Here is a 22719-nt window from a genome sequence, read left to right on the forward strand (position 1 = left end):
ACACCGGTGAGGGCGGGCTGGTTGCGCACGAGTGCATCCTGGACCTGCGTGAGCTCACGGCCCGGACCGGTGTCACGGCCGAGGACGTGGCCAAGCGCCTGATCGACTTCGGTTTCCACGCCCCCACCCTGGCCTTCCCGGTCGCCGGCACCCTGATGGTGGAGCCGACCGAGTCCGAGGACCTGGGCGAGATCGACCGTTTCATCGACGCGATGATCACCATCCACGCCGAGATCGAGCAGGTCGCTGCCGGCGACTTCACGGTGGAGGACTCCCCGCTGCGGAACGCACCGCACACCGCGGCCGCCGTCGTGTCTTCCGACTGGAACCGCCAGTACCCCCGGGAGCAGGCCGCCTTCCCGGCCCACCACAAGCAGGACAAGTACTTCCCGCCCGTGGGCCGCATCGACGGCGCAGCCGGCGACCGCAACCTCGTCTGCTCCTGCCCTCCCATCGAAGCGTTCGAGAGCTAGGAATTCCGCGATGACTGAGAACTACACAGCGCTCTACGAACAGCACAAAAAGGCCGGCGCGTCCTTCACCGACTTCGGCGGATGGCAGATGCCCCTCAAATACGAATCGGAACTCGCCGAGCACCACGCCGTGCGCAACGCTGCCGGCCTGTTCGACCTCTCCCACATGGGCGAAGTCTGGGTCACCGGCCCGGACGCCGCAGCCTTCCTGGACTACGCCCTGGTAGGCAAAATTTCGGCAGTCGCCGTCGGCAAGGCAAAGTACTCGCTGATCTGCCAGGAAGACGGCGGCATCATCGACGACCTCATCACCTACCGCCGTCCTGCGGCTGCAGACGGAACCGACAGGTTCCTGGTGGTTCCGAACGCCGGCAACGCGGTGGTGGTGGCGGCAGCCCTGGCTGAACGGGCAGCAGGCTTCGACGTTGCAGTGGAGGACGCTTCCGGTACCACCTCGCTGATTGCCGTGCAGGGACCCAAGGCCGAAGCCATCCTGCTTCGCCTGGTTCCGGCTGCACAGCACGAGCTGGTCACAGGCCTGAAGTACTACGCCGCCGTGGAGGTTCCCTTCCTCGTGGCCGGCACCAGCAGGGAACTGCTGCTGGCCCGCACCGGGTACACCGGTGAAGACGGCTTCGAGATCTTCGTGGACAACCTCGATGCCCCCGCCCTGTGGCAGGCCATCGCCGCCGTTGCCGAGGAAGGCGAGCTCGTTCCTGCGGGTCTGGCCTGCCGGGACTCGCTGCGCCTCGAAGCCGGGATGCCGCTCTATGGCAACGAGCTGTCGCGCGAGGGCAACCCGTTCTCCGCTGGCCTGGGCCCGGTGGTGTCCCTCGCGAAGGAGTCCGACTTCGTCGGCCGCGCAGCCCTGGAAGCACTGAAGGCAGCAGGCGCCGGCTCCACCAGCGGCCGCAAGCTGGTGGGCCTCAAAGGCCTGGGCCGGCGCGCCGGCCGCAGCCACTACCCGGTCCTGAAGGAAGGCAACGTGGTGGGCGAAGTGACCTCCGGCCAGCCGAGCCCCACCCTGGGCTACCCGGTTGCGATGGCGTATGTCGACGTCGAATTCGCCGAGCCGGGCACCGCCCTGGACGTTGATTTGCGGGGCAAGGCCGAGGCGTTCGAAGTCGTCGCGCTGCCTTTCTACAAGCGCTCCAAGTAGCCCGGTAACCGCGTCCCGTCGGGACCGACATCCTCTGCGTGCTCGCTCGTTCCTCGAGCCACTGCATGTTTTTTCGGACCAGTCGCGGGCTCCGGGGCTGAACTGGCACCCGACACGAATTTTCTTAGTCAAACGTAAAGGACAAAACATATGAGCAAGGTTGTTGCTGGGCTGGAGTACTCGGCGGAGCATGAGTGGGTTGCTGTTGATGGTGGTGGGCCGGTGGGGGTTGGGATTTCTGCTGTGGCTGCCGATGCGCTGGGCGACATTGTGTACGTGGACCTGCCCGAGGTCGGTTCCTCGGTGACGGCGGGGGAGACCTGCGGCGAGGTGGAGTCCACGAAGTCCGTCTCGGACCTGTACGCGCCGGTGACCGGCGAGGTCACCGAGATCAACACCGCCGTCGTCGATGACCCGGCACTGATCAACAGCGACCCGTACGGTGCAGGCTGGCTGTTCAAGGTCGCTGTGACCGAAGCGGGACCGCTGATGTCCGCTGAAGAGTACGCGGCAGCCAACGGCGGCGAACTCTAAAAAACCGCGTAGCGTTGAATTAACACACGCAAGACGGCGTGCGGCCGCCACAAGCCGCCGCCCGCCGTCGCGCGTTCCGGCTGCACCGCCGCCAACCGCGGCCCTGCAGCCATCCGGCAGGACCATCTGCCGGACCGAGCATGACCTAGTCATGACCTAGTAAGGAACCGACAATGGCTGTTGGAGTCTTCGACCTCTTCTCCATAGGAATAGGCCCATCCAGTTCCCACACGGTGGGTCCGATGCGGGCTGCTGCTGTGTTCGCCGAGGAGCTCAAGGCTGCGGGGACGCTGAAGAAAGTGGCCTCGCTGCGGGTGGACCTCTATGGTTCGCTGGCGGCCACCGGGCACGGCCACGGCACCATGACGGCGATCCTGCTTGGCCTGGAGGGCTTCCACCCGGAGAAGATCCTGCCGGAGGAAGTTGAGGAGCGGTTGGCCTCGATCGCCGAAACCGGGACGCTCCAGCTGGCCGGCGCGGGGGAGGGCAATGGCATGCCTTTGCCTTACGGTGTGAAGGACATGGTCCTGCGCCCGCTGACCATCCTGCCGCGGCACACGAACGGTATGACCTTCACGGTGTCGGACGCCGACGGCGGGGTCCTGCACAGTGCCACGTTTTTCTCCGTCGGCGGAGGCTTCATCGTCCGTGAAGGCGAAGAAGACGCAGCCCAGCAGGAGCTCGACGAGTCCAAGAAGGAACTCCCGCTGCCCTTCCGCACCGGAGCGGAACTCCTGAAGCACTGTGAGAACACCTCGTTGAGCATCAGCGACGTGATGCGGGTGAATGAAGAAGACAGCCGTTCGGAGGAGGAGATCCGCGAGGGACTCCTGCACATCTACTCGGTGATGGAAGGCTGCGTGGCAGTCAGCCTCAAGCGGGAGGGCCTGCTGCCCGGCGGACTGAAGGTCCGCCGTCGTGCGCCCGACTGGCACGAACGCCTCCTGAAAGAGGACAAGGACCGCGACCCCCGGTACTGGCAAGAGTGGGTGAACCTGATCGCACTGGCTGTCAATGAGGAGAACGCGTCCGGCGGGCGGGTGGTCACTGCCCCGACGAACGGTGCGGCGGGCATCATCCCGGCCGTGCTGTACTACGCGCTGCACTTCGCGCCCGGGATGGACAAAGCCACCCAGCAGGACCGTGACGACGTCGTGGTGAAGTTCCTGCTCGCCGCCGGCGCCGTCGGGGTGCTGTACAAGGAGCAGGCCTCGATCTCCGGCGCCGAGGTGGGCTGCCAGGGCGAGGTGGGCTCGGCGTCGTCGATGGCCGCGGCCGGGCTTGCGGAGGTGATGGGCGGCACCCCGGCGCAGGTGGAGAACGCCGCGGAAATCGCGATGGAGCACAACCTGGGCCTGACCTGCGACCCGATCGGCGGGCTGGTCCAGATCCCCTGCATCGAACGGAACGCGATCGCCGCGGCGAAGGCGATCAACGCGGCCAAGATGGCGCTCTGGGGTGACGGCACGCACCGGGTCTCGCTGGATGAGGTGATCGTGACTATGCGCGAGACCGGCAAGGACATGTCCTCCAAGTACAAGGAAACCGCGATGGGCGGCCTCGCCGTCAACGTCGTGGAATGCTGAATCGCGGCCGAAGGCTTGGTCCTGATAAACCCCTGGGTCAGTTGTGCAGGGCCGCCCACCAGTTCAGGCTGGCGGCGAAAACCAGCCACGAGATGTAGGGCAGCAGCAGGAGGCCGGCGGTCCGGCTGATGGGACCGAAATACAGCACGGTCACGGCGACGGCCACTGTCAGGGCGATGAAGATAACGAGGCCCAGCCAGAGCGCCGCCGTCCCCATCACTGGGTAGAGGCCGAAGAATACAGGCGTCCAGGAAAGGTTCAGCATTAGCTGGATTTCGTAGGCGATCAGCGCGGGTTTGAAGCGTTCAGCGCCGGAGCGCCAAACGAGCCACGCGGCCACCGCCATGGCGGTGTAGAGCAGAGTCCATACGGGGCCGAAAACCCAGTTGGGCGGCGACCACGGCGCCTTGTCCGCCGTGGCATACCAACCCTCCACGTTGTTCAGGGTTGCTTGCGCGCCGAGCCATGCCACCAACGCGGAAGCCCCAAGGAAGACGGCCAGCCCGAGCAGCTGAACACCGCTGCCGCGGATTCCAGGACCGGCGGCGGACCCGGCCCCGGGCCGGGCCAAAGATCGTTCGTGGTGAGCCTGCATGCTTCAACCCTTGCCAGTGCGGCATGCCGAGTCAAGCTTCACATTCTCTGGTCACATCCTCTGTTCACCTCCTCTGTTCACCTCAAGGGGGCAGTGCCACTATGGAGCTATGACTGGGGGATACGACCGGGACTTCTTGCGGGCACGCCTTGAGCTGCCCAGTCCGCCGGTGGCAACGGTTTTGCTCGACTACGTTCACTTTTCCGTCCGGCTCCGCCCCGCGCGCAAGCTGGCCGTCGTCGTCGGCGTGAACATCAACGGGCGCGAACTCGTCCCGCTGGCGCGCGAGGGAACGTGGCATTTCGACCCCCGGATTCCGCAGGACCAGCAGGCGGGGCCGGAGGTCTACAAAAACAACGCCTTCGACCGGGGGCATCTGGTGCGGCGGCTGGATCCGGTCTGGGGCGACGAAGCTACGGCCAAAGCCGCCAACCAGGCCACCTTCGCCTTCACTAATGCCGCTCCGCAGATCGACGACTTCAATCAGGGCAAGGAGCTGTGGGTGGGGCTGGAGAACCACGTCCTCAACCATGCGGACCTCCACGACGCCAGGCTTAGCGTCTTTACCGGGCCGGTCCTGGAGGAGGACGACCTGCCCTACCGGGGCGTCCAGATACCCCGGAGGTTCTGGAAGATCGCGGCCTGGACCACGGACGGAAAACTCGCGGCCACCGGGTTCGTGCTGGACCAGTCCCCGTTACTCGAGAAAGTGGAGCTCAAGAAAGCGATCCGGGAGCGGCTCCTCGCCGACGAACCGCCGCCGCTGGGCCCGTACCGCACTTTCCAGGTACCGGTGGCCCGCATCGCGGAGATGACCGGGCTGAGCCTGGCCAGGCTGGAGAACGCGGACCGGCTGGCAAAAAGCCAACGTGACCTGGGCAAGGAGCCGCTGGCCGTACGGCTCGAGTCCCTGGACCAGATCCGGCTCTGACCGTGGAGCAGCCCCGGCTCTCACCGCGAAGCGGCCCGGGCGGCAGGGCGTCAGCGTCCTCCTAGGGAGGGCCGATAGACTTGTTCTTTGCATGCCCCGGCATGCAAGCGAAGCACAGCCCGCAAAGATTGGACACCGCGCACTTGCGAGAATTTACCGCCCGCTTTGCCTCCGCCGAGGAGGTCGCCAACTGGGACAACCACGTCACCGCGAACCCGAACGGCGGAAACCTGCTTCAGTCCGAGGCCTTCGCGGAGGTCAAACAACACTTCGGCTGGAAACCCCTCCACTTGGTCTATGAAACCCCGGACTACACGAGCTACAACCTGGTGCTGGAGAAGTCCTTTCCGGTACTGGGCAAGCTCTGGTACCTCATCAAGGGACCGGACGTCGCGGCAGTGGAGGACATCCCGGGCATCGCGAAGGCGAACGCCGAGTTTGTGCAGCGTGCCAGGTTGGGCGTCTTTGCCATTAAGATTGAGCCGGACATCGTCCTGTCCGAGGATGCAAAGCGGGTGATCGAGGAAGCCGGCCTGGTCAAGACGCACAACCTGCAGCCCAACGACTCCACCGCGCTGCTCGACATCTCGCCGGACGAAAACCAGCTGCTCCGCAACCTGCATTCCCGCGGCCGGAACGCCGTCCGCCGGGCCATCCGGGAGGAGGTGGAAGTTCACAACGTGGAACCCACCGAGGAGAACTTCCACGCCATGTACGCGCTCATGACCGACACCGTCCAAACGAAATCGCAGGTGCGGGTCCGTGAGTACGAGTACTACCGGCAGTTCTGGACGAACTTCATCGACCGCGGCCAAGGCAGGCTCCTGTTCGTCTATGAAAACGGGGTCCCGTCCGTGGGTGCCTTTGTGATCAACTACGGCAGGAAAGGCACCTACAAGGACGGCGGCTCGCTCCAGAAGCGCAGCCAGTACGGTGACTCCCACCTGGTCCAATGGACGGCCATCAACCAGGTCAAGGCGCTTGGCTGCACCGAGTACGACTTCTGTGGCACGCCTCCGAGCGACAAACTCAAGGACACTTCCAACCCTTTCCATGGGCTGGGGCTGTTCAAGACCAGCTTCAGCAAAACCGTCACCGACTTCGTGGGCTGCTACGACCAGGTCCTTAGCCCGCTGAAATACAAAGCCTGGACGGCTGCTGGCGAACGCATCGCCCGCCAGCTCTACACCCGGCGAACAGGCCAGCAGTTCTACTAAAACTCGTGATGCCCTTGAGGAGGCCGGAATGACCAAAGCACCGGACGGTCGCCGCAGGCCGCCCACGGGGGCGCTGCCCCCGACTGAACCACTCACTGCCGCGCAGGTGCGGCAGAACGCCGCCGCCAAACGAATGCTGCGCAGGCTGGTGCAAAGTGAAAGCCCGCCAACGGCTCCCATGAGCATCGTGGACAGGCTTGCGGGAAGCCCGTATGCCAACCCCATGATCCAGGTAGGCGGGGTGGACACCTCTGCGCGGAAAACCATCGACTTCGCGCTCCACCTGGCCGAGTCCATGTTCCGCTACGGCGCCGGCGCCCTGGAAGTGGAAACCAGCATCATCGCGGTCACGGCCGCCCTGGGGCTGAAACACATCGAAGTGGATATCACCAACCAGTCGGTGGCCATCAACTACGCACCGAAGGACCAGACCCCCATCACGCTGCTTCGGGTGGTCCGGTCCTGGACGAATAACTACGCCGGCCTGGCCCAGGTGCACCAGCTGGTCACCGACATCGTGGCAGGCGGCGTCGGCCGTGACGAGGCAGTCCGCCGGCTGGACGAGATCATCCGCAGTTCCAAACCCTTCCCGCGCTGGATGGTGACGGTGGCGTTCGGAGTTTTCTCGGCGATGTTCGTGGGCGTGCTGGGCGGGGGACCGGGTGCTTCGGCCGTCGCGTTCGTCTCGAACCTGTTGGTCAGCCTGCTCGCCCGGCAACTGGGACGCTGGCGGGTCCCGGACTTCTTCACCACTGCTTCATGCGCGTTCCTGGTCACCTTCATTGCGCTGCTGCTGTGGCGGTTCGGAAGTCCGATCGGGATCCAGATCGCTCCGGCGATCGTGGTGGTGGGAGGCATCCTGCTGCTCCTGCCCACCGGACGGCTTGTCTCGTCGGTGCAGGACGCCATCAACGGCTTCCCCGTGACGGCGGCGGGCCGGTTCCTGTCCACCATGCTCACCTTCGGCGCGATCGTGTCCGGAATCTCCGTTGCCTTCATGGTGGGCGCGAAGATGGGCATGGAAGAAATCGACGTCACCGAGACATTCCCGCCGGCGTACCCGTTGTGGGCGCTGATCCTTATGGTCGCTCTGGCCGTGGTGGCCATCGGCGTCACCGAACAGACCGACTGGAAGCTGCTGCTGCCTACTGCGGCAGTGGGTGTCGTAGGCCATCTTGTGCTGCTGGGCGCGGACCTGCTCGGTCTGGGAGCCAGGTTTTCACCGGCTGTGGCGGCCGTGGTCATCGGCCTCCTGGCCAGGGTTATCGCCCTGAAGATGGGTGCGCCGCAACTGGTGGTGGCTGTTCCTGCCGCCCTGATCCTGCTTCCCGGCCTCACCATATTCCGTTCGATGTATGTCTTGACCATCGAAGAGTCCGAAATTCTCATGGGCGCCGGCGGCATGCTGAACGCCGGCGCAATTGTGCTGGGCGTGGCCGCCGGGATTGTCCTGGGCGACACTTTGGCGCGGCCCCTCACCCAGAGCCTCGCCAGCAACGAACGCCGCCGCGCCCGCCGGCGCTAGCCGGGAGCCCGGGCCCTAGATCTGGCCGATGGGGAGTTTCTTTTCGGCCTGGAAGTCGTCCTCCACGCGTCCCTTGGCCCAATAGCCGGACAGTGAGACCTGCGCCCGGTCCAGGCCCCGCTCACGGTAGAGGACTTCCCGGAGGGACTTCATGTAGCCCCGCTCGCCATGGGCAAACACCTGCACCCGGCCTTCGGGCCACACAGCGTTGCGCACCGCGCTGACCAGGAGTTCGCTGCTTCCGGCAGGAACGCCGTTCCGGGGCAGCCAGTGGATCGGCAGGCCGGCCGGTGCTGCGATGGGCTGGATCTCGGCCTCGCTGTCCACTTCCAGGAAGGCGAGCCCCCGGGCGTGTGGCGGCAGCGACTCAATGGCAGCGGCGATGGCCGGCAGTGCGGCCTCGTCGCCGGCAAAGAGGTGCCAGTCGGCTGCCGGGTCAGGGTTGTAGGCGCCGCCCGGCCCGGTGAACACAAGGCTGTCGCCGGGCTGGGCTTTCGCTGCCCAGGGCCCGGCCAGGCCTTCGTCGCCGTGAATCACGAAGTCAATGGCAAGCTCACCGGCCGCTTCATCCACCCAGCGGACCGTGTATGTCCGGGTGTACGGCCACTGCTCGCGCGGCAGGGATTCCCGGACAGCCCAGAGATCCAGCGGCTCAGGGTAGGCCACCCCCGGCTGCGGGAAGGCGATCTTCACGTATCGGTCCACGTAGCCGTTGTTCACGTAGCCGGAGAAGCCTTCGCCGCCGGCCACGATGCGGACCATGTGAGGAGACAATTCCTCGCGCCGAAGAACCGTGAGGTTGGTCTGCGGACGCGATTGTCGGGTTGCTGACGTGGCGGCGGGGAGGGAAGTCATGGAAGTAAGCCTAGGCTAAGTTGCGGGACGCCCACACTTCCCGGCCATGCCTCAGACCGGCGGCAACTGCCAATCGACGGGCTCCGAACCCTGCGAACGCAGCAGCTCGTTGGCCCGGCTGAAGGGGCGGGACCCAAAGAATCCGCGGGCAGCCGACAAGGGGCTGGGATGGGCGCTGGCCAGCACCGGAGCTTCGCCGAGCAGCGGGCGGACGCTCTCGGCGTCCTTGCCCCAGAGCATCGCGACCAGCGGCGCGGGGTTGCCGTCTGCGGCGCGGCGCCCGGCGACGGCGGCGATTGCCGCCGTCGTAATAATTTCCCACCCTTTGCCCCGGTGGGATCCTGCAGCGCCGGCGCGGACTGTCAGGACGCGGTTCAGGAGGAGGACGCCCTGGTCCGCCCAGCCTGTGAGGTCACCGTGGACGCGGGCGGGAAGGCCGACGTCGGATTCAAGTTCCTTGTAGATGTTGGCCAGGCTTCGGGGAATGGGCCTGGTGTGCCCGTCCACGGCAAAGGACAATCCGATGGGATGGCCGAGGGTGGGGTACGGATCCTGGCCCACGATCAGCACTTTGACGTCGGCCAGGGGGCGCTGGAAGGCCCGCAAAACGTTCGACGGCGCCGGCAGCACCTGGTGCCCGTCAGCAACTTCTGCCGCGAGGAACGATAGAACGCGGCGCAGCTGCGCTTCGACACGGGCCAGCGCGATCGCCCAGTCGGCAGCCACCAGTTCCTCGAGCGGCAGCCGTGCCATCTCAGCAAACCCCACGACCTCAACGGCAGGCTCCAGCTCGAACAAGGCTTCAGAATCAAACACGAGTCCATTCTCGCAGGAGCCGGTGAATGGCGCCTCCAGCCTCATCGCCCCGCAACGCTGCGTAAATGACAGGCGTGTTATTCGCCCGTACCATGGAAAGAGCTTTTGACTGGATCAAGTGGAGGAGGTAGCCGTGGCCGAACCAGTGCACGATAACCTGCCACTTGGGGACACCGGGCGCGAAACCGCGCTGACAGCGGACTTGGGGTCCGCCCTGCAGCCGGGCTCCCGGCTGAGCAACCGGGACCAGCAGATGCTGGCCCTCGAACGGCAATGGTGGAAGTATGCAGGCGCCAAGGAACAGGCCATCCGGGAGCTGTTCGACCTGTCAGCCACGCACTATTACCAGATCCTCAACACGCTCATTGACACCGAGGACGCCCTGGCCCATGACCCCATGCTCGTAAAGAGACTGCGTAGACTACGTACGTCCCGTCAGCGGGCACGAACTGCCCGCCGCTTGGGCTCGGACGCGTAAGAGTCAAGGCTGAGCAATTAGCAAAAAACCAGCAAGGACACCGTTTTACCATGACCAAATACGCTCGGGACGAATTCGACAGGGTCCCGGAGGCCTCCTCGCGACAGGGTGTCCACCGGGTCGCGTCCGATGCTCCCCGGCGCCGGCTGGGACCCATTCTGGCCGTCGGCATCACGGCGCTCGCCATCGGACTCGTGGCCTTCCTGTTCTTTCCCAAGCTGGGATTCGCTCCGACCGGCAGCCCGCTGCTGGCTGCGGGATCCGCAGTGGAAAGCGCCGCTGCTTCGCCTTCCACTGAGGCACCGCAGGCCGCCGCCTCCGAGGGTGCTCAGCCAAGTGCTGAGCCGAGTACGGCCCCTTCAGCCAGCGAGGCGCCCTCTGCCGATGCCACTCCCGCCATCGTCCCGGAGGGCGGGCCCGAAGCTGTTGACAAGACCCAGCCCGTGGCCGTCTACAACGGGACCACAACTGCCGGGCTCGCCGGCCGGGTGAGCAGCACCGTTGTGGCCGACGGCTGGACCCTCGGCCCGGTCGGAAACTGGGGCGGAATGCCGCAGCAGTCATCCGTGATCTACTACAGCGGGCCTGGGCAAAAGGTCAATGCCGAGGCCCTGGGCGAGTTGCTGAACATCACGTCGGTGGTGGACTCCGCTGATATCCAGCAGCCGATCGTGGTGGTTCTGGGCCCAGGGTTCCAGTAAGGGATTTCGGTTACGCCTGAATAACTATTGAGGGCTCGCAGGCGGTCGTCCTGCACCCGGCAAACGGCAATCGCTAGAGTGATTCCGGACGCCGCCCGTAAAGGCGCGGACCGTCCCGACGGCACACAGCGACGTGGGCCGAACAGAAGCAACCGGAAAGTGTGGGCAACATGGCATTGGGATCCGTCAAATGGTTCAACGCCGAAAAAGGCTATGGCTTCATCACTGTTGACGACTCCGGCGACGATGTCTTCGTCCACTGGTCCGCCATTGAGGGCGAGGGCTACCGTGCACTGGATGAAGGGCAGCGGGTGCAGTTCGAAGTCGGCGAAGGCGAGAAGGGTCCCCAGGCAGAGAACGTCCGGCCGGCCTGATGCTTCCTTCCGCGGCACGGCATGTCACAGGAACCCCGGCCCGCTCCGGTCGATCGCGGCTGCGGTTTTCTGCAGCGGCGGCCCTTGCAGCCGGAACGGCGCTCGTGCTGGCCGGCTGCTCCGGCCAGACGGGGAACGCCCGTGTTGATGCTGCGGACGCCGCCGGCGACGGCACCCTGCGCGTAGGCCTGATCCTGGACAACACCGGAAAGCAGTCATTCCTCAACGCCTCACAGCTCGCGGCAGCCAAGCTCGCGGTCCAGGAGATCAACGCCGCCGGCGGCCACAAAGGGCGGCCCGTGGAGCTGCTTCCCGAGGAAATCGGCGAGGACACCGCTGCGCAAGCCAAGGCTCTCGTGGCAGCCAAGGCTGACGTAGTCATCGGCCCCACTGACTCCAGCCGCGCGCCCGGGGCAATTGACGTCCTGGCTAACGCCAAAGTGGCCATCATCTCGCCCGCGAATACCGCGCACGGCATCACCCGGTACAAGAGCGGCGGTTACTACTTCCGCACTTCGGCAGCGGACGTTGCCCAGGCGCCCGTGCTGGTCAAGATGGCCAACGACAGCGGCGCCCGGACGCTGGCGATCGTCCACGAGGAAGGCTTGTACGGCAAGGATGTCTCCGCGGCGGTCGCCGCCGCAGCCAAGGCGGCCGGCCTTGGCATCGTGGCGGACGCTGCCTTCCCGTCAGGCCAGGCGCAACAGGCAGCAGCCGCCGCCGCAGCCGCCGCTCCGGACGCCGTCGTCCTGGTGGCACGCGCAGGCGCGCAGGGCGCGATCGCCGAACTCAACAACCAAGGGCTGGCCGGCAGCAAACTCATCCTCAGTGACGGCGCGATCAACCAGTACGGCTCCGCCCTCGGGTCCAATGCGCTCGACGGCGCACGCGGAATCCTGCCGGGCGTCTTCTCGTCGGCGCACTTCCAGGGCGAACTGGTGGCAGTCGACCCCGAGCTGAAGGACATGACCTTCGCCGCGGAGGCGTACGACGCCGTGAACCTGGCTGCCATCGCGGCTGCCGCTGCCCAGGACGACGCCGGTTCCTCCATCGCGGCAAAGCTGATGGCGGTCTCGGGCGGGAGCGAAGGGGCCGCGCCGTGCAAGAGCTATAAAGAATGTGCCGACGCCATCAAGGCAGGAAAAGCTGCGGATTACGACGGCGAGTCCGGGCGGGTCGGGTTCGATTCCAACGGGGACGTCACGTCCGCGAACTATATGGTGTTCACTTATGCCGCAAATAACACGGCGCGGATGAGCGGACGCGAGACTGCCGCCCGCGCCGCAGGCTGATCGCTCCCGGCGTATCGGCGGCCGCACACCGGCTTTTACGGCAATGTCTCCTTGCACTTCCGTGAATGTCTGCTTGCACTCTCCCCGGGGGAGTGCTAATTATTGACTTAGCACTCCCACGGACTGACTGCTAATTCGACACCCGGTTCCGGCCGGTTGCGGAGGACGCTGGCAGGACGAGGAGCGAAAGAAATACCTTGCTGGGGTGAGATCCCATCCGCGCGGCATACAGAGGCCGCTCGGTGAAGGGTCGTCCGTCGCGGGCACCGCAGTGGAGGTTCATTCTTAACGACTGTCCCGAAAGGACTACTGCCGTTATGGCCAAGATCATTGCATTTGATGAAGAGGCACGCCGCGGTCTTGAGCGGGGCCTGAACATCCTCGCCGACGCCGTCAAGGTCACCCTCGGCCCGCGTGGACGCAACGTCGTCCTCGAAAAGAAGTGGGGTGCGCCCACGATCACCAACGATGGTGTGTCCATCGCCAAGGAGATCGAGCTGGACGATCCCTACGAGAAGATCGGCGCCGAGCTGGTCAAGGAAGTTGCCAAGAAGACTGATGACGTCGCAGGCGACGGCACCACCACGGCAACCGTTCTCGCCCAGGCCCTGGTCAAGGAAGGCCTGCGCAACGTCGCGGCCGGCGCCGACCCGCTGTCCCTGAAGCGCGGCATCGAGAAGGCTGTTGAAGCCGTCACCACCGAGCTGCTGGCTTCCGCCAAGGAAATCGAAACCAAGGAAGAGATCGCTGCTACCGCATCCATCTCCGCCGGCGACGACGAAATCGGCGCGCTGATCGCTGAAGCACTGGACAAGGTCGGCAAGGAAGGTGTTATCACCGTCGAGGAGTCCAACACCTTCGGCCTCGAGCTTGAGCTCACCGAGGGCATGCGCTTCGACAAGGGCTACATCTCCGCTTACTTCGTCACCGACGCTGAGCGCCAGGAAACGGTCCTCGAGGATCCGTACATCCTGATCGTCAACTCGAAGATCTCCAACGTCAAGGAACTGGTTGCTGTCCTCGAAAAGGTCATGCAGTCCAGCAAGCCGCTGCTGATCATTGCCGAAGACATCGAGGGCGAGGCCCTGGCCACCCTGATCGTCAACAAGATCCGTGGCACCTTCAAGTCCGTCGCCGTCAAGGCTCCGGGCTTCGGCGACCGCCGCAAGGCCCAGCTGGCAGACATCGCCATCCTCACCGGTGGCCAGGTCATCTCCGAGGAAGTCGGCCTCAAGCTTGAGACCGCCGGCCTCGAACTCCTCGGCAAGGCACGCAAGGTTGTTGTCACCAAGGACGAGACCACCATCGTCGAAGGTGCAGGCGACGCCGACCAGATCGCCGGCCGCGTTTCCCAGATCCGCGCCGAGATCGAGAACTCCGACTCGGACTACGACCGCGAGAAGCTGCAGGAACGCCTGGCCAAGCTGGCCGGCGGCGTTGCAGTCATCAAGGCCGGTGCCGCTACCGAAGTTGAGCTCAAGGAACGCAAGCACCGCATTGAGGACGCTGTCCGCAACGCCAAGGCTGCTGTTGAAGAAGGCATCGTTGCCGGTGGTGGCGTTGCCCTCATCCAGGCCGGTGCCAAGGCATTCGCAAACCTGCAGCTCGAAGGCGACGAAGCAACGGGCGCCAACATCGTCCGCGTTGCAATCGACGCCCCGCTGAAGCAGATCGCGTTCAACGCCGGTCTCGAGCCGGGCGTTGTTGTCGACAAGGTCCGCGGCCTGCCTGCAGGCCACGGCCTGAACGCTGCAACCGGACAGTACGTTGACCTGCTGGCTGCCGGCGTGAACGACCCCGTGAAGGTAACCCGCTCTGCACTGCAGAACGCGGCTTCCATCGCCGGTCTGTTCCTCACCACCGAGGCCGTTGTGGCCGACAAGCCGGAGAAGAACGCTCCGGCCATGGGTGGCGGCGACGAGATGGGCGGCATGGGCGGTTTCTAACCACCCAACCGCGCCACGCGCAGATAAATGCGGCTCCCTCGATTCGAGGGGGCCGCATTTTTGCTTTGCACGCGTCTTCCGGCCCCCACCACAGGTACAGCCTCAAGGCCTGCCCCACCGCCCGAACGGCAGTCTCCCAAGGGCGCGGAAGGGCGCGGAACTACAAATGTCGGGCCGGTCTGGCAGGATAGTGCGGTGACGATTACTGCAGCAGCCGACGGTTCGGCTTTAGGAAATCCCGGTCCGGCCGGATGGGCCTGGTACGTGAACGACGACTGCTGGCGGGCCGGCGGCTGGCCGCATGGAACCAACAACCAGGGCGAGCTGATGGCCGTGCTGGATCTCTTCCGCTGCACGGCACACCTCCCGGACGAGGAACTTCACATCCTGTGCGACAGCCAATATGTCATCAACTCGGTGACCAAGTGGATGCCGGGCTGGAAGCGCAAGGGCTGGCGGAAGGCTGACGGCAAACCGGTCCTGAACGTCGAGATCCTGCGGGAAATCGACCAGGCACTGGCCGGGCGGAAATACCGCTTTGAGTGGGTTAGGGGCCACGCCGGGCACGACCTGAACGAAGCTGCGGACGAGCGCGCCAGGGCAGCGGCGACCGCATACCAGCAGGGCGTCGCGGCGCGCTCAGGACCCGGGTTTGTCCGCGGCGACGAGGCCCGCGCCGCCACACGCAATGCCGCCGCACCCAACGCCGCCACAGCCATGCCAAGCGCCACACGCAACGCCGCCACAGCCATGCCAAGCGCCACACGCAACGCCGCCGCAGCGGCGCCCTCCGCCGTCCGTGCCGGGCGGCAGGAAGTCGCCGCCCCGCCGGGCAGCGCTAGCCAGCTGGACCTGTTCGCCGAGCCTGACCTCTTCAGTGAGCTGGATGCTGATCCCTTCACACCGGAGGCGGGGACGGAAGCAGCTCCCGAAGCCGTAGTCGAGGCACTGGAACGGGAGCTCCTCCGGCCGGATACCCGGGCCGACATCGGGCGTACCGGAGTGCTGCTGCACCCGGAATTTACCGAGATCGGCAGTTCAGGGCGGCTATGGACGCGGGATTCAATGATGATGGCGCTCGAGGAGAACCCTGGCGGCGGAACAGAACCGGAGATGATCGGGGCCGACAGAATCGGCCCTGAAACAGTCCTTCTGACCTACCGCAGCCGGGGCCGCGAAGGATCCTCGCTCCGCAGCTCCCTCTGGATTCTCGACGGCACCCAGTGGCGCCTGCGCTTCCACCAGGAAACGCCGGAAGCCTAGGCTGCCGCGGGCCGCAGCGCAATTCACAGCCATGGTCAGCTGAATCGCTGAGTATTGCCCTGCTCCGCCTGGGCATACGTCGCGGCCGCCGAGTTGAGGGCCATGTTGATCGAGGCCAGCGAGGCCTCCACTTTGCCCTGGGTGAGCGTCCACTCGGTGATCAGCGCCTGGAAGTTGGTGGCCGCTGATCCGCGCCACGTGCCCTGCAGCTCATCCAGGCCGCGCTTCATCGCCTGGACGTCCGCGCTGATGCGGTCGACAGTGGCTTTGACGTTGGCTGATTTGAGCTGAAGCATTTCGGTATCAACAGAGATGATGCTCATGGTTAGTGCCCTTCGACGCTGTTCGAAGCTTTGGTCAAGCTTGCGGGCGGCACGGGTGTTCGGACCGCTACGTCGAGCCTAGGAAGAGGGCGGAAAGCGGCGCTACAGCCGCAGCCCGTATGTGAAGAACGCCTAGATGTGGACAACTCCGCTGCCGTCGCCGTCGTCGAAGCTGCCTACCTCGTCGTAGCCGTCGTCGTGCTTGTTGTCCGCAGCGTTTGCACTGCCTGCTGTTGCGTCCTGGAACGGGAGGCTGACAACCAGGGTGGCGCCGCCGCCCTCGGTCTCGAGGACGCGGACCGAGCCCGAGTGCGAGCCCACGATGGCAGCGACGATGGCCAGTCCCAGGCCACTGCCGCCCGTTTCCCGGGTCCGCGAGGTATCGGACCGGTAGAAGCGCTCAAAGATCCGCGGGGCTTCGTCCTGGGGGATCCCGGCGCCATGGTCGCGCACCTCGATGACGGAGGAGCGGCGGCCCGCCTCGCCGGTCCGCACCCCTACGGCGAGCTCGATGGGGGTTCCGGCCGGTGTGTACCGCAGGGCGTTGCCCATCAGGTTGCCCACCACTTGGCGCAGCTTCGCCTCATCGCCCAGCACGGGCGCAGGCGAGGGCGGAGCGCCGTCGAGGCCGGTCAGCGAGATGGTCCGGTCCCGGGCACTGGCCTGGGTGTCCACCACGGCGTCGTTGGCGAGAAGCAGAAGGTCCACGGGCTTCTGCTGCAGGGGGCGCTGCTCGTCCAGCCGGGCGAGGAGCAGGAGGTCCTCCACCATGGAACCCATGCGTTTCGCCTCGCTTTCGATCCGCCCCATCGCGGTGGCCACGTCCTCTTCCTTGGTTAGCGCACCCTGGCGGTAGAGCTCGGAGAAGCCCCGGATTGTAACGAGCGGAGTGCGAAGCTCATGGGAAGCGTCAGCGGCAAAGCGGCGCATGCGTTCTTCCGAGGCCATCCTGGCCGCGAAGGCGGACTCGATGTGGCTGAGCATGGCGTTGAGGGAGCCGCCCAGCCTGCCCACTTCCGTGGCGGGGTTCTCCACCTCAACGCGGCGGGAGAGGTCACCCGCGGCGATGGCCGCTGCTGTCTTTTCCACGCGCGCAAGCGGCCGGAAGGACCTGGATACCGTCCAGGTGGCTATGAAAAAGGCCAGCACCAACGTCAGGAAACCAACGCCGATCACCACCAGGGCAGCATGTTCCACGACCGAATCCACTGGGGCCAGCGGGAGTCCGATGGTCACCACGGCGTTGCGCTGGTTGCCGTCCAGTACATTCAGCGCCACAACGCGCCAATTGCGCCCGTCGGTACCGCGCACCTGGAAGGGCTCCTCATCGAGCCTGTTGGCTTCCGCGGGAGTAAGGCTCTCAATGTCCGGGTGCGAGTCCTTGCTGCCGCCGAAGGGGAAGGCCTGCTGGCCCGGGCGCAGGAGCATCAGGGAGTAATCGGTCGGGATGTTCGGGTTCTGCTCCTGCAACTGGCTGAAGGATTGCTGCTGCTTAACCGAGTTGACGGCGACTTTGAGCTTGTCGTCCACCTGGCCCTGAAGATAGCTGTGCAGGAGTGTCAGCGTGCCGGAACCCGTCACGGCGAGTGCTACAAGCATCAGCGCCATCATGATGGCCACCAGCTGCGAACGCAGCGAGGCCGACTTCCAACGGTGCAGCAAGGTCAGCGCTTCTCAGCTGTCCGCAGTACGTATCCCACCCCGCGCTTGGTCTGGATCAGGGCAGGGGCATCGGGGTCGATGTCCACCTTGCGGCGGAGGTAGGAGATGTAGGACTCCACGATGGAGGCGTCGCCGTTGAAGTCGTACTCCCAGACATGGTCCAGGATCTGGGATTTGGACAGGACCCGGTTAGGGTTCAGCATCAGGTAGCGAAGGAGCTTGAACTCGGTGGGGGAGAGTTCAATGACGGTGCCGCCGCGGCGCACTTCGTGGGCGTCGTCGTCGAGCTCGAGGTCATCCACCCGGATCACGGCGTCGTCGTCAAGGAGGGGCTGGGTGCGCCGGAGGACGGCGCGGATCCGGGCCACCACCTCGTCCAGGCTGAAGGGCTTGGTGACATAGTCGTCGCCGCCGACCGTGAGTCCGGTGACCTTGTCTTCAGTGTCGTCCTTGGCGGTGAGGAACAGCACGGGGAAGTGCTTGCCGGAGGCTCGCAGCCGGCGCGTGACGGTGAAACCGTCCATGTCCGGCAGCATGACGTCGAGCACGGCAAGGTCGGGGGCGTGGAGCTCGGCGGCGGCGAGGGCGTCGCGTCCGTTGCCGGCCGAGACGACCTCGAAGCCCGCGAACCTCAACGAGGTGGAGAGCAGCTCGCGGATGTTGGGTTCGTCATCGACGACGAGCAGCTTGGCTTCGGGACCGTTCTTTTTCATACTTCCCATGATGCTCCCAGTATCTGGGAGTTTTCTGAATGGATGTTGGGTGTCCCATGGGTGGGATCCCGGCGTCAGCTCGCCGTGGGATTGCGTCCCACGTCCTTGGCATCCATGATCCGGTAGGCGTAGCCCTGCTCCGCCAGGAACCGCTGGCGCTTCGCGGCGAAGTCCTGGTCCAGGGTGTCCCGTGCCACCAGTGAATAGAAGCGGGCCGCACGGCCGTCCTGCTTGGGCCGCAACAGGCGGCCCAGGCGCTGGGCTTCCTCCTGGCGGGAGCCGAACGAGCCGGACACCTGGATGGCCACCGAAGCTTCCGGAAGGTCAATGGAGAAGTTGGCCACTTTCGAAACCACCAGCATCTTCACTTCGCCGGAGCGGAAGGCATCGAACAGTTTCTGCCGCTCCTTCACGGACGTGTCACCCTTGATGACCGGGGCCTGGAGCCGTTCACCCAGTTCGTCCAGCTGGTCGATGTACTGGCCGATCACTAGGAGCTGCTCGCCCCGGTGCTGTTCCACCAGCTGCTCCACCACGGCGTTCTTGGTTTCGGAAGTGGCACACAGCCGGTATTTGTCGGCGTCCTCGGCCATGGCATACGCCACACGTTCGTCATGCGGAAGGTCCACCCGGACTTCCACGCAGTCCACCGGCGCGATGTAGCCCTGTGCCTCGATGTCCTTCCATGGGGCGTCGTAGCGCTTGGGACCGATCAGGCTGAAGACCTCCCCTTCACGGCCGTCCTCCCGTACCAGGGTTGCCGTCAGGCCGAGCCGGCGCCGCGCCTGCAGGTCGGCCGTCATCCGGAAGATGGGCGCCGGAAGCAAGTGGACTTCGTCGTAGATGATAAGGCCCCAGTCGTGCCCGTCCACCAGCTCAAGGTGGGGGTAGAGCCCGCCGCGTTTCGTGGTCAGGACCTGATACGTTGCAATCGTCACCGGGCGGACTTCCTTGACCGAGCCGGAGTACTCGCCGATCTCGTCCGCCGTCAGGGACGTCCGCTTGATCAACTCATCCTTCCATTGCCGGGCTGACACCGTGTTGGTCACCAGGATCAGCACCGTGGTGGAGCTTGTGGCCATCGCCGCCGCGCCCACCAGCGTTTTGCCGGCACCGCAGGGGAGCACGACGACGCCGCTGCCGCCGGCCCAGAAGTTCTCCGTGGCCAGTTTCTGGTACGGACGCAGCTTCCAGCCTGATTCGTTAAGCATGATGGGATGCGGTGTGCCGTCCACGTAACCGGCCAGGTCCTCAGCGGGCCAGCCGATCTTGAGAAGGAGTTGCTTCAGCTGCCCCCGCTGTGAGGAGTGGACCACCACGGTCTCCCCGTCGATGCGCGGCCCCAGCAACGGCTGGATCTTCTTGGCCCGGCAGACCTCTTCGAGCACGGGGTAGTCGTTGGTCCGCATCACCAGCCCGTGCTGGGGATCCTTTTCCAGCCGCAGCCGGCCGTACCGGGACATGGTTTCTTCGATATCGATCAGCAGTGAATGCGGCACGGGGAAGCGTGAATACGTCAGCAGGGTGTCCAGCACGCGTTCGGCGTCCAGCCCCGCGGCGCGGGCGTTCCACAGGCCCAAGGGGGTGAGCCGGTAGCTGTGCACGTGTTCCGGCGCGCGCTCCAGTTCGGCGAAGGCGGCGATCGCGTGCCTTGCTTCCGTTGCCTGCTCATGGTCCACCTCGAGCAGGATTGTTTTGTCACTCTGGACGATCAGGGGTCCGTCATTCACGGCTTAAGAGTCCTCGTGCCGCGGATTCCCGGGGTGCTGGTCACTGTTGAAATTCCTCTTCCGCCTCAATGTCGATGATCCGGTGGATGGAGAGCACTCTTTCCGTGTCGCGGGCGGGGTCGAAAACCCTGACCCGGCCGCCGTTCACAGAAACCGGAACAACCGTTTCCCGGCTGGAATTCCCTTGGCTGTCCACAACGCTCATCACCACGGCCTGCCGGAGCCGGATGGCCTTCTGCAGCGTCTCGAGTCCGAGCTGCGTTGCTGCTTCGCCGGTTGTTCCTGCCGGCGGCCGGTGGCTTCCGTTGCCGCTGGCACCGTGCGGGTCATTGTGGCTGCGGAGAATCGCCAGCTGGGCGTCGAGGTCTGCCTGGGGCGGTGCCGTCCGCGGTGCGCTGTACACCGGGCGTCCGCTTCCCGGAACGGCCGTGGTGCGGCGCAGCCGGAGAAGTGCTGATTCCGCTTCCTCCACGGCCGGTGACAGACCCAGTGCACGCAACGCCTGGGCGGTTTCCTTGGGGCCCGCGTGGGAAATGAGGACGGTGGGCGCGATGCGGACCAGCCCCAGCCCGGACGCGCTGGATTCCCTGACCAGCTCCAGGAGGGCATCCTCGTCGTCGCTCTGGATGAAGCTGGAGGCCGTACCCACCCGCAGCCTGCCGTGCCTTGCGGCGGTGTCCTCGATAAGGTATTCGAGCGGCTGCGGCACTGCGGTGGCCGAGTGTTCGCGCAGAAATCCCAACAGGCTGGCGGCGTCGTGGCCGGCGTCCAGGGCGCGGCGGACGGACGCCACGGAGAACCGGTAGATGGTGGCGGGGCCCTGGCCTTCGGCATCGGCCATCACCAGGAGTTTTTCGCTCAGCTCGGGCGCCAGGTAGCCCGGCGCCACGGCGGTCAGGTCAGCCTGCAGCAACACATGGTTGAGGGCGGCCGGCAGGTGCTCGCCCAGGATGTCCAACGCTTCGTCCGGCCGTTCCGCCGCAATGGCCGAGCCCAGCTGGCTGAGCGCACCCGAACCGATGAGGCCCAGCATTTCCGCTTCGGCCAGGACGCCGCGGATCAGCGAACTGAAGCGCCTGGCCATGCGCGGCTGGGCCCATTCGGCCCGCTGAAGCACCGCTGCCGCGTCCAGCACCGGCGCCTTGCCGTCCGCCTCGGCGGCCTCCAGCGTAAGTTCGTGGAGGATCTCCAGGATCCGCTTCCTGATCACGGGTGCGTCAGGGCGCTGGGCTTCGGCGGACAATGCGTTGATGGTGGCGCCGGCCGCTGCACGGTGCGGGGCCGGGCCTGCGCCGGGACCGGTGACGGGCTGGCCCACCAGCGACGGGGCGCGCTCGCTGGCCAGCCAGGCATTCACCAGCCACAGCCACTGTTCCTGGCGCGGCAGCGTGAGCCACTCCAGCTGCTCGGGTTGCACCCAGGCGGAGCTGTCAACGTCCAGCCGGACCAGCCCGGCCAGTGCACACAGCTCCACCAGCAGCCCGGCGCTGTGCAGGTCGATCCGGAGCGAATCGGCCAGCCGCTTCATCTCGCGGACCCCGACGCCGCCGCTGCGCAACGTAACGAGCGGCTGTTCACGGACGCTGTACAGAAGTTCGCCGGTGAGGCGGAGGGTTTCCGCGATGGCGCCGAGCGCGGCATTCCGGCGCAGCGCCGCCGTCGTCTGTCCCAGCCTCGGGACCGGAGGAGCAAGCGTGAAGTCCTCGATCACGGCACCGCCACGGAGCGAGATCCCCACGCTGTGCGGCAACTCCACGTGGGCGGCGTCCAGCGGTACCAGCAGGCCCCGCGCCAGGAGCCAGTCAACAGGGCCGACGTCGGGCCCTTCGTTCAGGACAGACGCCCGCCGCTGCGCCTGGGGGACGGCGCCCATGGCCCAGTTTCCGAAGCGGGCCAGGAGCGCGATGGTCCGGTCCGGGGCGGTCGCGAGGATATGGTTCAGGGCCTCGGGGGTCGCTGTCCAGTGCTGCAGCGACAGCGCTGCTTCCATGGGTGTTGTGGCGGGATGGATGGCGGCGCCGCTGTGGTGCAGTTCGCCCACGAGTTGCACCACCCGTTGCGCAAAGGCCGGCTGCAGCCGGACCAGTTCTGTATAGTTCCGGCCCAGTCCGGCCGGGTAAATCCCCACGACGTCACGAAGGCTCCCCACCGGAAGGTAGAACCGCTGGCGCGGGCCGGCGGAAAGCAGGGTGCCGTGCGGCGGCTCGGCGCGGTGCACCAGGGCCAGCTCCTCCAGGGAGTGCAGGATCCGTTCGATGGCTGACAGCGAGGCGCCGTTGATGAGCTTCTTCAGTCCGGGGGCAGACGCGCTGTGAGCCGTGTCCGTGTTGGTGCAGAGGTGGAGGGTCTCCAGAACCTGCATCTGCGGCCGGTTCAGCCGCTCCAGCGCCCGTTGCACACTGACCCGCGCGCTGGCCCTGGCTGCGAGGGCGGCAAAATCCGGAACGTTTGGTGAAATGAGGTCCGGTCGCGCGGAGAACAAGGCCCGCAACGAGTCGTCGCTGCGTGCCTCCAGTTCCTTGCTGAGCGCGCGAATAAAGGACATC

Annotated in this window: 20 protein-coding genes and 1 pseudogene; 13 read left to right on the top strand and 8 right to left on the bottom strand. The window is 65.7% G+C overall.

Annotated features, from left to right (window positions below; translation table 11 throughout):
- The 4 genes and pseudogenes from J7I92_RS12210 to J7I92_RS12225 form a co-directional block, all read left to right on the top strand.
- Nucleotides 1-473: pseudogene (locus J7I92_RS12210) on the top strand (glycine dehydrogenase (aminomethyl-transferring)); the annotation flags it as partial.
- A gap of 10 nt (nucleotides 474-483) precedes the next feature.
- Nucleotides 484-1632 (top strand): glycine cleavage system aminomethyltransferase GcvT, encoded by a 1149-nt coding sequence (gcvT, locus tag J7I92_RS12215; protein WP_214840835.1) that lies wholly within the window; start codon nucleotides 484-486, stop codon nucleotides 1630-1632.
- A 150-nt stretch (nucleotides 1633-1782) separates the two neighbouring features.
- Complete coding sequence (gene gcvH / locus J7I92_RS12220) at nucleotides 1783-2166, top strand: glycine cleavage system protein GcvH (protein WP_214840837.1); 384 nt, start codon at nucleotides 1783-1785, stop codon at nucleotides 2164-2166.
- A gap of 173 nt (nucleotides 2167-2339) precedes the next feature.
- Nucleotides 2340-3752: an L-serine ammonia-lyase gene (locus J7I92_RS12225; protein WP_214840846.1), complete on the top strand. Its 1413-nt coding sequence runs from the start codon at nucleotides 2340-2342 to the stop codon at nucleotides 3750-3752.
- Nucleotides 3753-3789: 37 nt separating this feature from the next.
- Here J7I92_RS12225 and J7I92_RS12230 read toward each other — a convergent pair whose 3' ends face one another.
- The gene (locus tag J7I92_RS12230; protein ID WP_214840848.1) at nucleotides 3790-4347 is read right to left on the bottom strand and encodes a TspO/MBR family protein; all 558 of its coding nucleotides are present in this window, start codon (nucleotides 4345-4347) and stop codon (nucleotides 3790-3792) included.
- Nucleotides 4348-4456: 109 nt separating this feature from the next.
- On the opposite strand from J7I92_RS12230, the gene J7I92_RS12235 reads away from it, so the two are divergent.
- The 3 genes from J7I92_RS12235 to J7I92_RS12245 all read left to right on the top strand — a co-directional run bounded on the left by J7I92_RS12235 (nucleotide 4457) and on the right by J7I92_RS12245 (nucleotide 8020).
- Nucleotides 4457-5278, top strand: a complete 822-nt coding sequence (locus tag J7I92_RS12235) for a DNA/RNA non-specific endonuclease (protein WP_214840850.1) — start codon at nucleotides 4457-4459, stop codon at nucleotides 5276-5278.
- Between the two features lie 143 nt (nucleotides 5279-5421).
- Complete coding sequence (locus J7I92_RS12240; RefSeq protein ID WP_214840852.1) at nucleotides 5422-6495, top strand: peptidoglycan bridge formation glycyltransferase FemA/FemB family protein; 1074 nt, start codon at nucleotides 5422-5424, stop codon at nucleotides 6493-6495.
- A 28-nt stretch (nucleotides 6496-6523) separates the two neighbouring features.
- The gene (locus tag J7I92_RS12245) at nucleotides 6524-8020 is read left to right on the top strand and encodes a threonine/serine exporter ThrE family protein (RefSeq protein ID WP_214840854.1); all 1497 of its coding nucleotides are present in this window, start codon (nucleotides 6524-6526) and stop codon (nucleotides 8018-8020) included.
- A 15-nt stretch (nucleotides 8021-8035) separates the two neighbouring features.
- Here J7I92_RS12245 and J7I92_RS12250 read toward each other — a convergent pair whose 3' ends face one another.
- Both J7I92_RS12250 and J7I92_RS12255 read right to left on the bottom strand, forming a co-directional pair.
- Complete coding sequence (locus tag J7I92_RS12250) at nucleotides 8036-8875, bottom strand: siderophore-interacting protein (protein WP_214840856.1); 840 nt, start codon at nucleotides 8873-8875, stop codon at nucleotides 8036-8038.
- Nucleotides 8876-8926: 51 nt separating this feature from the next.
- Nucleotides 8927-9691, bottom strand: a complete 765-nt coding sequence (locus J7I92_RS12255; RefSeq protein WP_311380298.1) for a uracil-DNA glycosylase — start codon at nucleotides 9689-9691, stop codon at nucleotides 8927-8929.
- A 190-nt stretch (nucleotides 9692-9881) separates the two neighbouring features.
- On the opposite strand from J7I92_RS12255, the gene J7I92_RS12260 reads away from it, so the two are divergent.
- The 6 genes from J7I92_RS12260 (at nucleotide 9882) to J7I92_RS12285 (ending at nucleotide 15745) form a co-directional block, all read left to right on the top strand.
- Nucleotides 9882-10169, top strand: coding sequence for a DUF3263 domain-containing protein (locus J7I92_RS12260; protein WP_251039881.1), 288 nt, complete (start codon nucleotides 9882-9884; stop codon nucleotides 10167-10169).
- Nucleotides 10170-10219: 50 nt separating this feature from the next.
- Nucleotides 10220-10870, top strand: a complete 651-nt coding sequence (locus tag J7I92_RS12265; protein ID WP_214840859.1) for a LytR C-terminal domain-containing protein — start codon at nucleotides 10220-10222, stop codon at nucleotides 10868-10870.
- Nucleotides 10871-11040: 170 nt separating this feature from the next.
- The gene (locus J7I92_RS12270; protein WP_214840861.1) at nucleotides 11041-11244 is read left to right on the top strand and encodes a cold-shock protein; all 204 of its coding nucleotides are present in this window, start codon (nucleotides 11041-11043) and stop codon (nucleotides 11242-11244) included.
- Nucleotides 11244-12536, top strand: coding sequence for an ABC transporter substrate-binding protein (locus J7I92_RS12275; RefSeq protein ID WP_214840863.1), 1293 nt, complete (start codon nucleotides 11244-11246; stop codon nucleotides 12534-12536). Before J7I92_RS12270 ends, J7I92_RS12275 begins: the two co-directional genes overlap by 1 nt.
- 317 nt (nucleotides 12537-12853) lie before the next feature.
- The gene (groL, locus tag J7I92_RS12280; protein WP_214840865.1) at nucleotides 12854-14482 is read left to right on the top strand and encodes a chaperonin GroEL; all 1629 of its coding nucleotides are present in this window, start codon (nucleotides 12854-12856) and stop codon (nucleotides 14480-14482) included.
- A gap of 195 nt (nucleotides 14483-14677) precedes the next feature.
- On the top strand, nucleotides 14678-15745 hold the full coding sequence (locus tag J7I92_RS12285) for a ribonuclease HI family protein (protein ID WP_214840867.1): 1068 nt from the start codon (nucleotides 14678-14680) through the stop codon (nucleotides 15743-15745).
- A 35-nt stretch (nucleotides 15746-15780) separates the two neighbouring features.
- On the opposite strand, the gene J7I92_RS12290 is transcribed toward J7I92_RS12285, so the two are convergent.
- The 5 genes from J7I92_RS12290 to J7I92_RS12310 all read right to left on the bottom strand — a co-directional run bounded on the left by J7I92_RS12290 (nucleotide 15781) and on the right by J7I92_RS12310 (nucleotide 22718).
- Complete coding sequence (locus J7I92_RS12290; RefSeq protein WP_214840869.1) at nucleotides 15781-16068, bottom strand: WXG100 family type VII secretion target; 288 nt, start codon at nucleotides 16066-16068, stop codon at nucleotides 15781-15783.
- Between the two features lie 132 nt (nucleotides 16069-16200).
- Nucleotides 16201-17730 (bottom strand): cell wall metabolism sensor histidine kinase WalK, encoded by a 1530-nt coding sequence (locus J7I92_RS12295; protein WP_214840871.1) that lies wholly within the window; start codon nucleotides 17728-17730, stop codon nucleotides 16201-16203.
- A gap of 2 nt (nucleotides 17731-17732) precedes the next feature.
- Nucleotides 17733-18443, bottom strand: coding sequence for a response regulator transcription factor (locus J7I92_RS12300; RefSeq protein ID WP_028271318.1), 711 nt, complete (start codon nucleotides 18441-18443; stop codon nucleotides 17733-17735).
- A gap of 74 nt (nucleotides 18444-18517) precedes the next feature.
- Nucleotides 18518-20173, bottom strand: coding sequence for a DNA repair helicase XPB (locus tag J7I92_RS12305; protein WP_214840873.1), 1656 nt, complete (start codon nucleotides 20171-20173; stop codon nucleotides 18518-18520).
- A 40-nt stretch (nucleotides 20174-20213) separates the two neighbouring features.
- Nucleotides 20214-22718: a helicase-associated domain-containing protein gene (locus tag J7I92_RS12310; protein ID WP_214840875.1), complete on the bottom strand. Its 2505-nt coding sequence runs from the start codon at nucleotides 22716-22718 to the stop codon at nucleotides 20214-20216.
- Nucleotide 22719: the final 1 nt, after the last annotated feature.

Source organism: Arthrobacter sp. ISL-72, assembly GCF_018613755.1.
Classification (GTDB): domain Bacteria; phylum Actinomycetota; class Actinomycetes; order Actinomycetales; family Micrococcaceae; genus Arthrobacter.

What these genes read in the sequence shown, in the direction of transcription:
- J7I92_RS12270 (WP_214840861.1), top strand. Translation starts at nt 11,041, where the DNA reads ATGGCATTGGGATCCGTCAAATGGTTCAACGCCGAAAAAGGCTATGGC.
- J7I92_RS12225 (WP_214840846.1), top strand. Translation starts at nt 2,340, where the DNA reads ATGGCTGTTGGAGTCTTCGACCTCTTCTCCATAGGAATAGGCCCATCC.
- J7I92_RS12245 (WP_214840854.1), top strand. Translation starts at nt 6,524, where the DNA reads ATGACCAAAGCACCGGACGGTCGCCGCAGGCCGCCCACGGGGGCGCTG.
- gcvH (WP_214840837.1), top strand. Translation starts at nt 1,783, where the DNA reads ATGAGCAAGGTTGTTGCTGGGCTGGAGTACTCGGCGGAGCATGAGTGG.
- J7I92_RS12230 (WP_214840848.1), bottom strand. Translation starts at nt 4,347, where the DNA reads ATGCAGGCTCACCACGAACGATCTTTGGCCCGGCCCGGGGCCGGGTCC.
- J7I92_RS12310 (WP_214840875.1), bottom strand. Translation starts at nt 22,718, where the DNA reads ATGTCCTTTATTCGCGCGCTCAGCAAGGAACTGGAGGCACGCAGCGAC.
- groL (WP_214840865.1), top strand. Translation starts at nt 12,854, where the DNA reads ATGGCCAAGATCATTGCATTTGATGAAGAGGCACGCCGCGGTCTTGAG.
- J7I92_RS12265 (WP_214840859.1), top strand. Translation starts at nt 10,220, where the DNA reads ATGACCAAATACGCTCGGGACGAATTCGACAGGGTCCCGGAGGCCTCC.
- J7I92_RS12235 (WP_214840850.1), top strand. Translation starts at nt 4,457, where the DNA reads ATGACTGGGGGATACGACCGGGACTTCTTGCGGGCACGCCTTGAGCTG.
- J7I92_RS12250 (WP_214840856.1), bottom strand. Translation starts at nt 8,875, where the DNA reads ATGACTTCCCTCCCCGCCGCCACGTCAGCAACCCGACAATCGCGTCCG.
- gcvT (WP_214840835.1), top strand. Translation starts at nt 484, where the DNA reads ATGACTGAGAACTACACAGCGCTCTACGAACAGCACAAAAAGGCCGGC.
- J7I92_RS12275 (WP_214840863.1), top strand. Translation starts at nt 11,244, where the DNA reads ATGCTTCCTTCCGCGGCACGGCATGTCACAGGAACCCCGGCCCGCTCC.
- J7I92_RS12290 (WP_214840869.1), bottom strand. Translation starts at nt 16,068, where the DNA reads ATGAGCATCATCTCTGTTGATACCGAAATGCTTCAGCTCAAATCAGCC.
- J7I92_RS12300 (WP_028271318.1), bottom strand. Translation starts at nt 18,443, where the DNA reads ATGAAAAAGAACGGTCCCGAAGCCAAGCTGCTCGTCGTCGATGACGAA.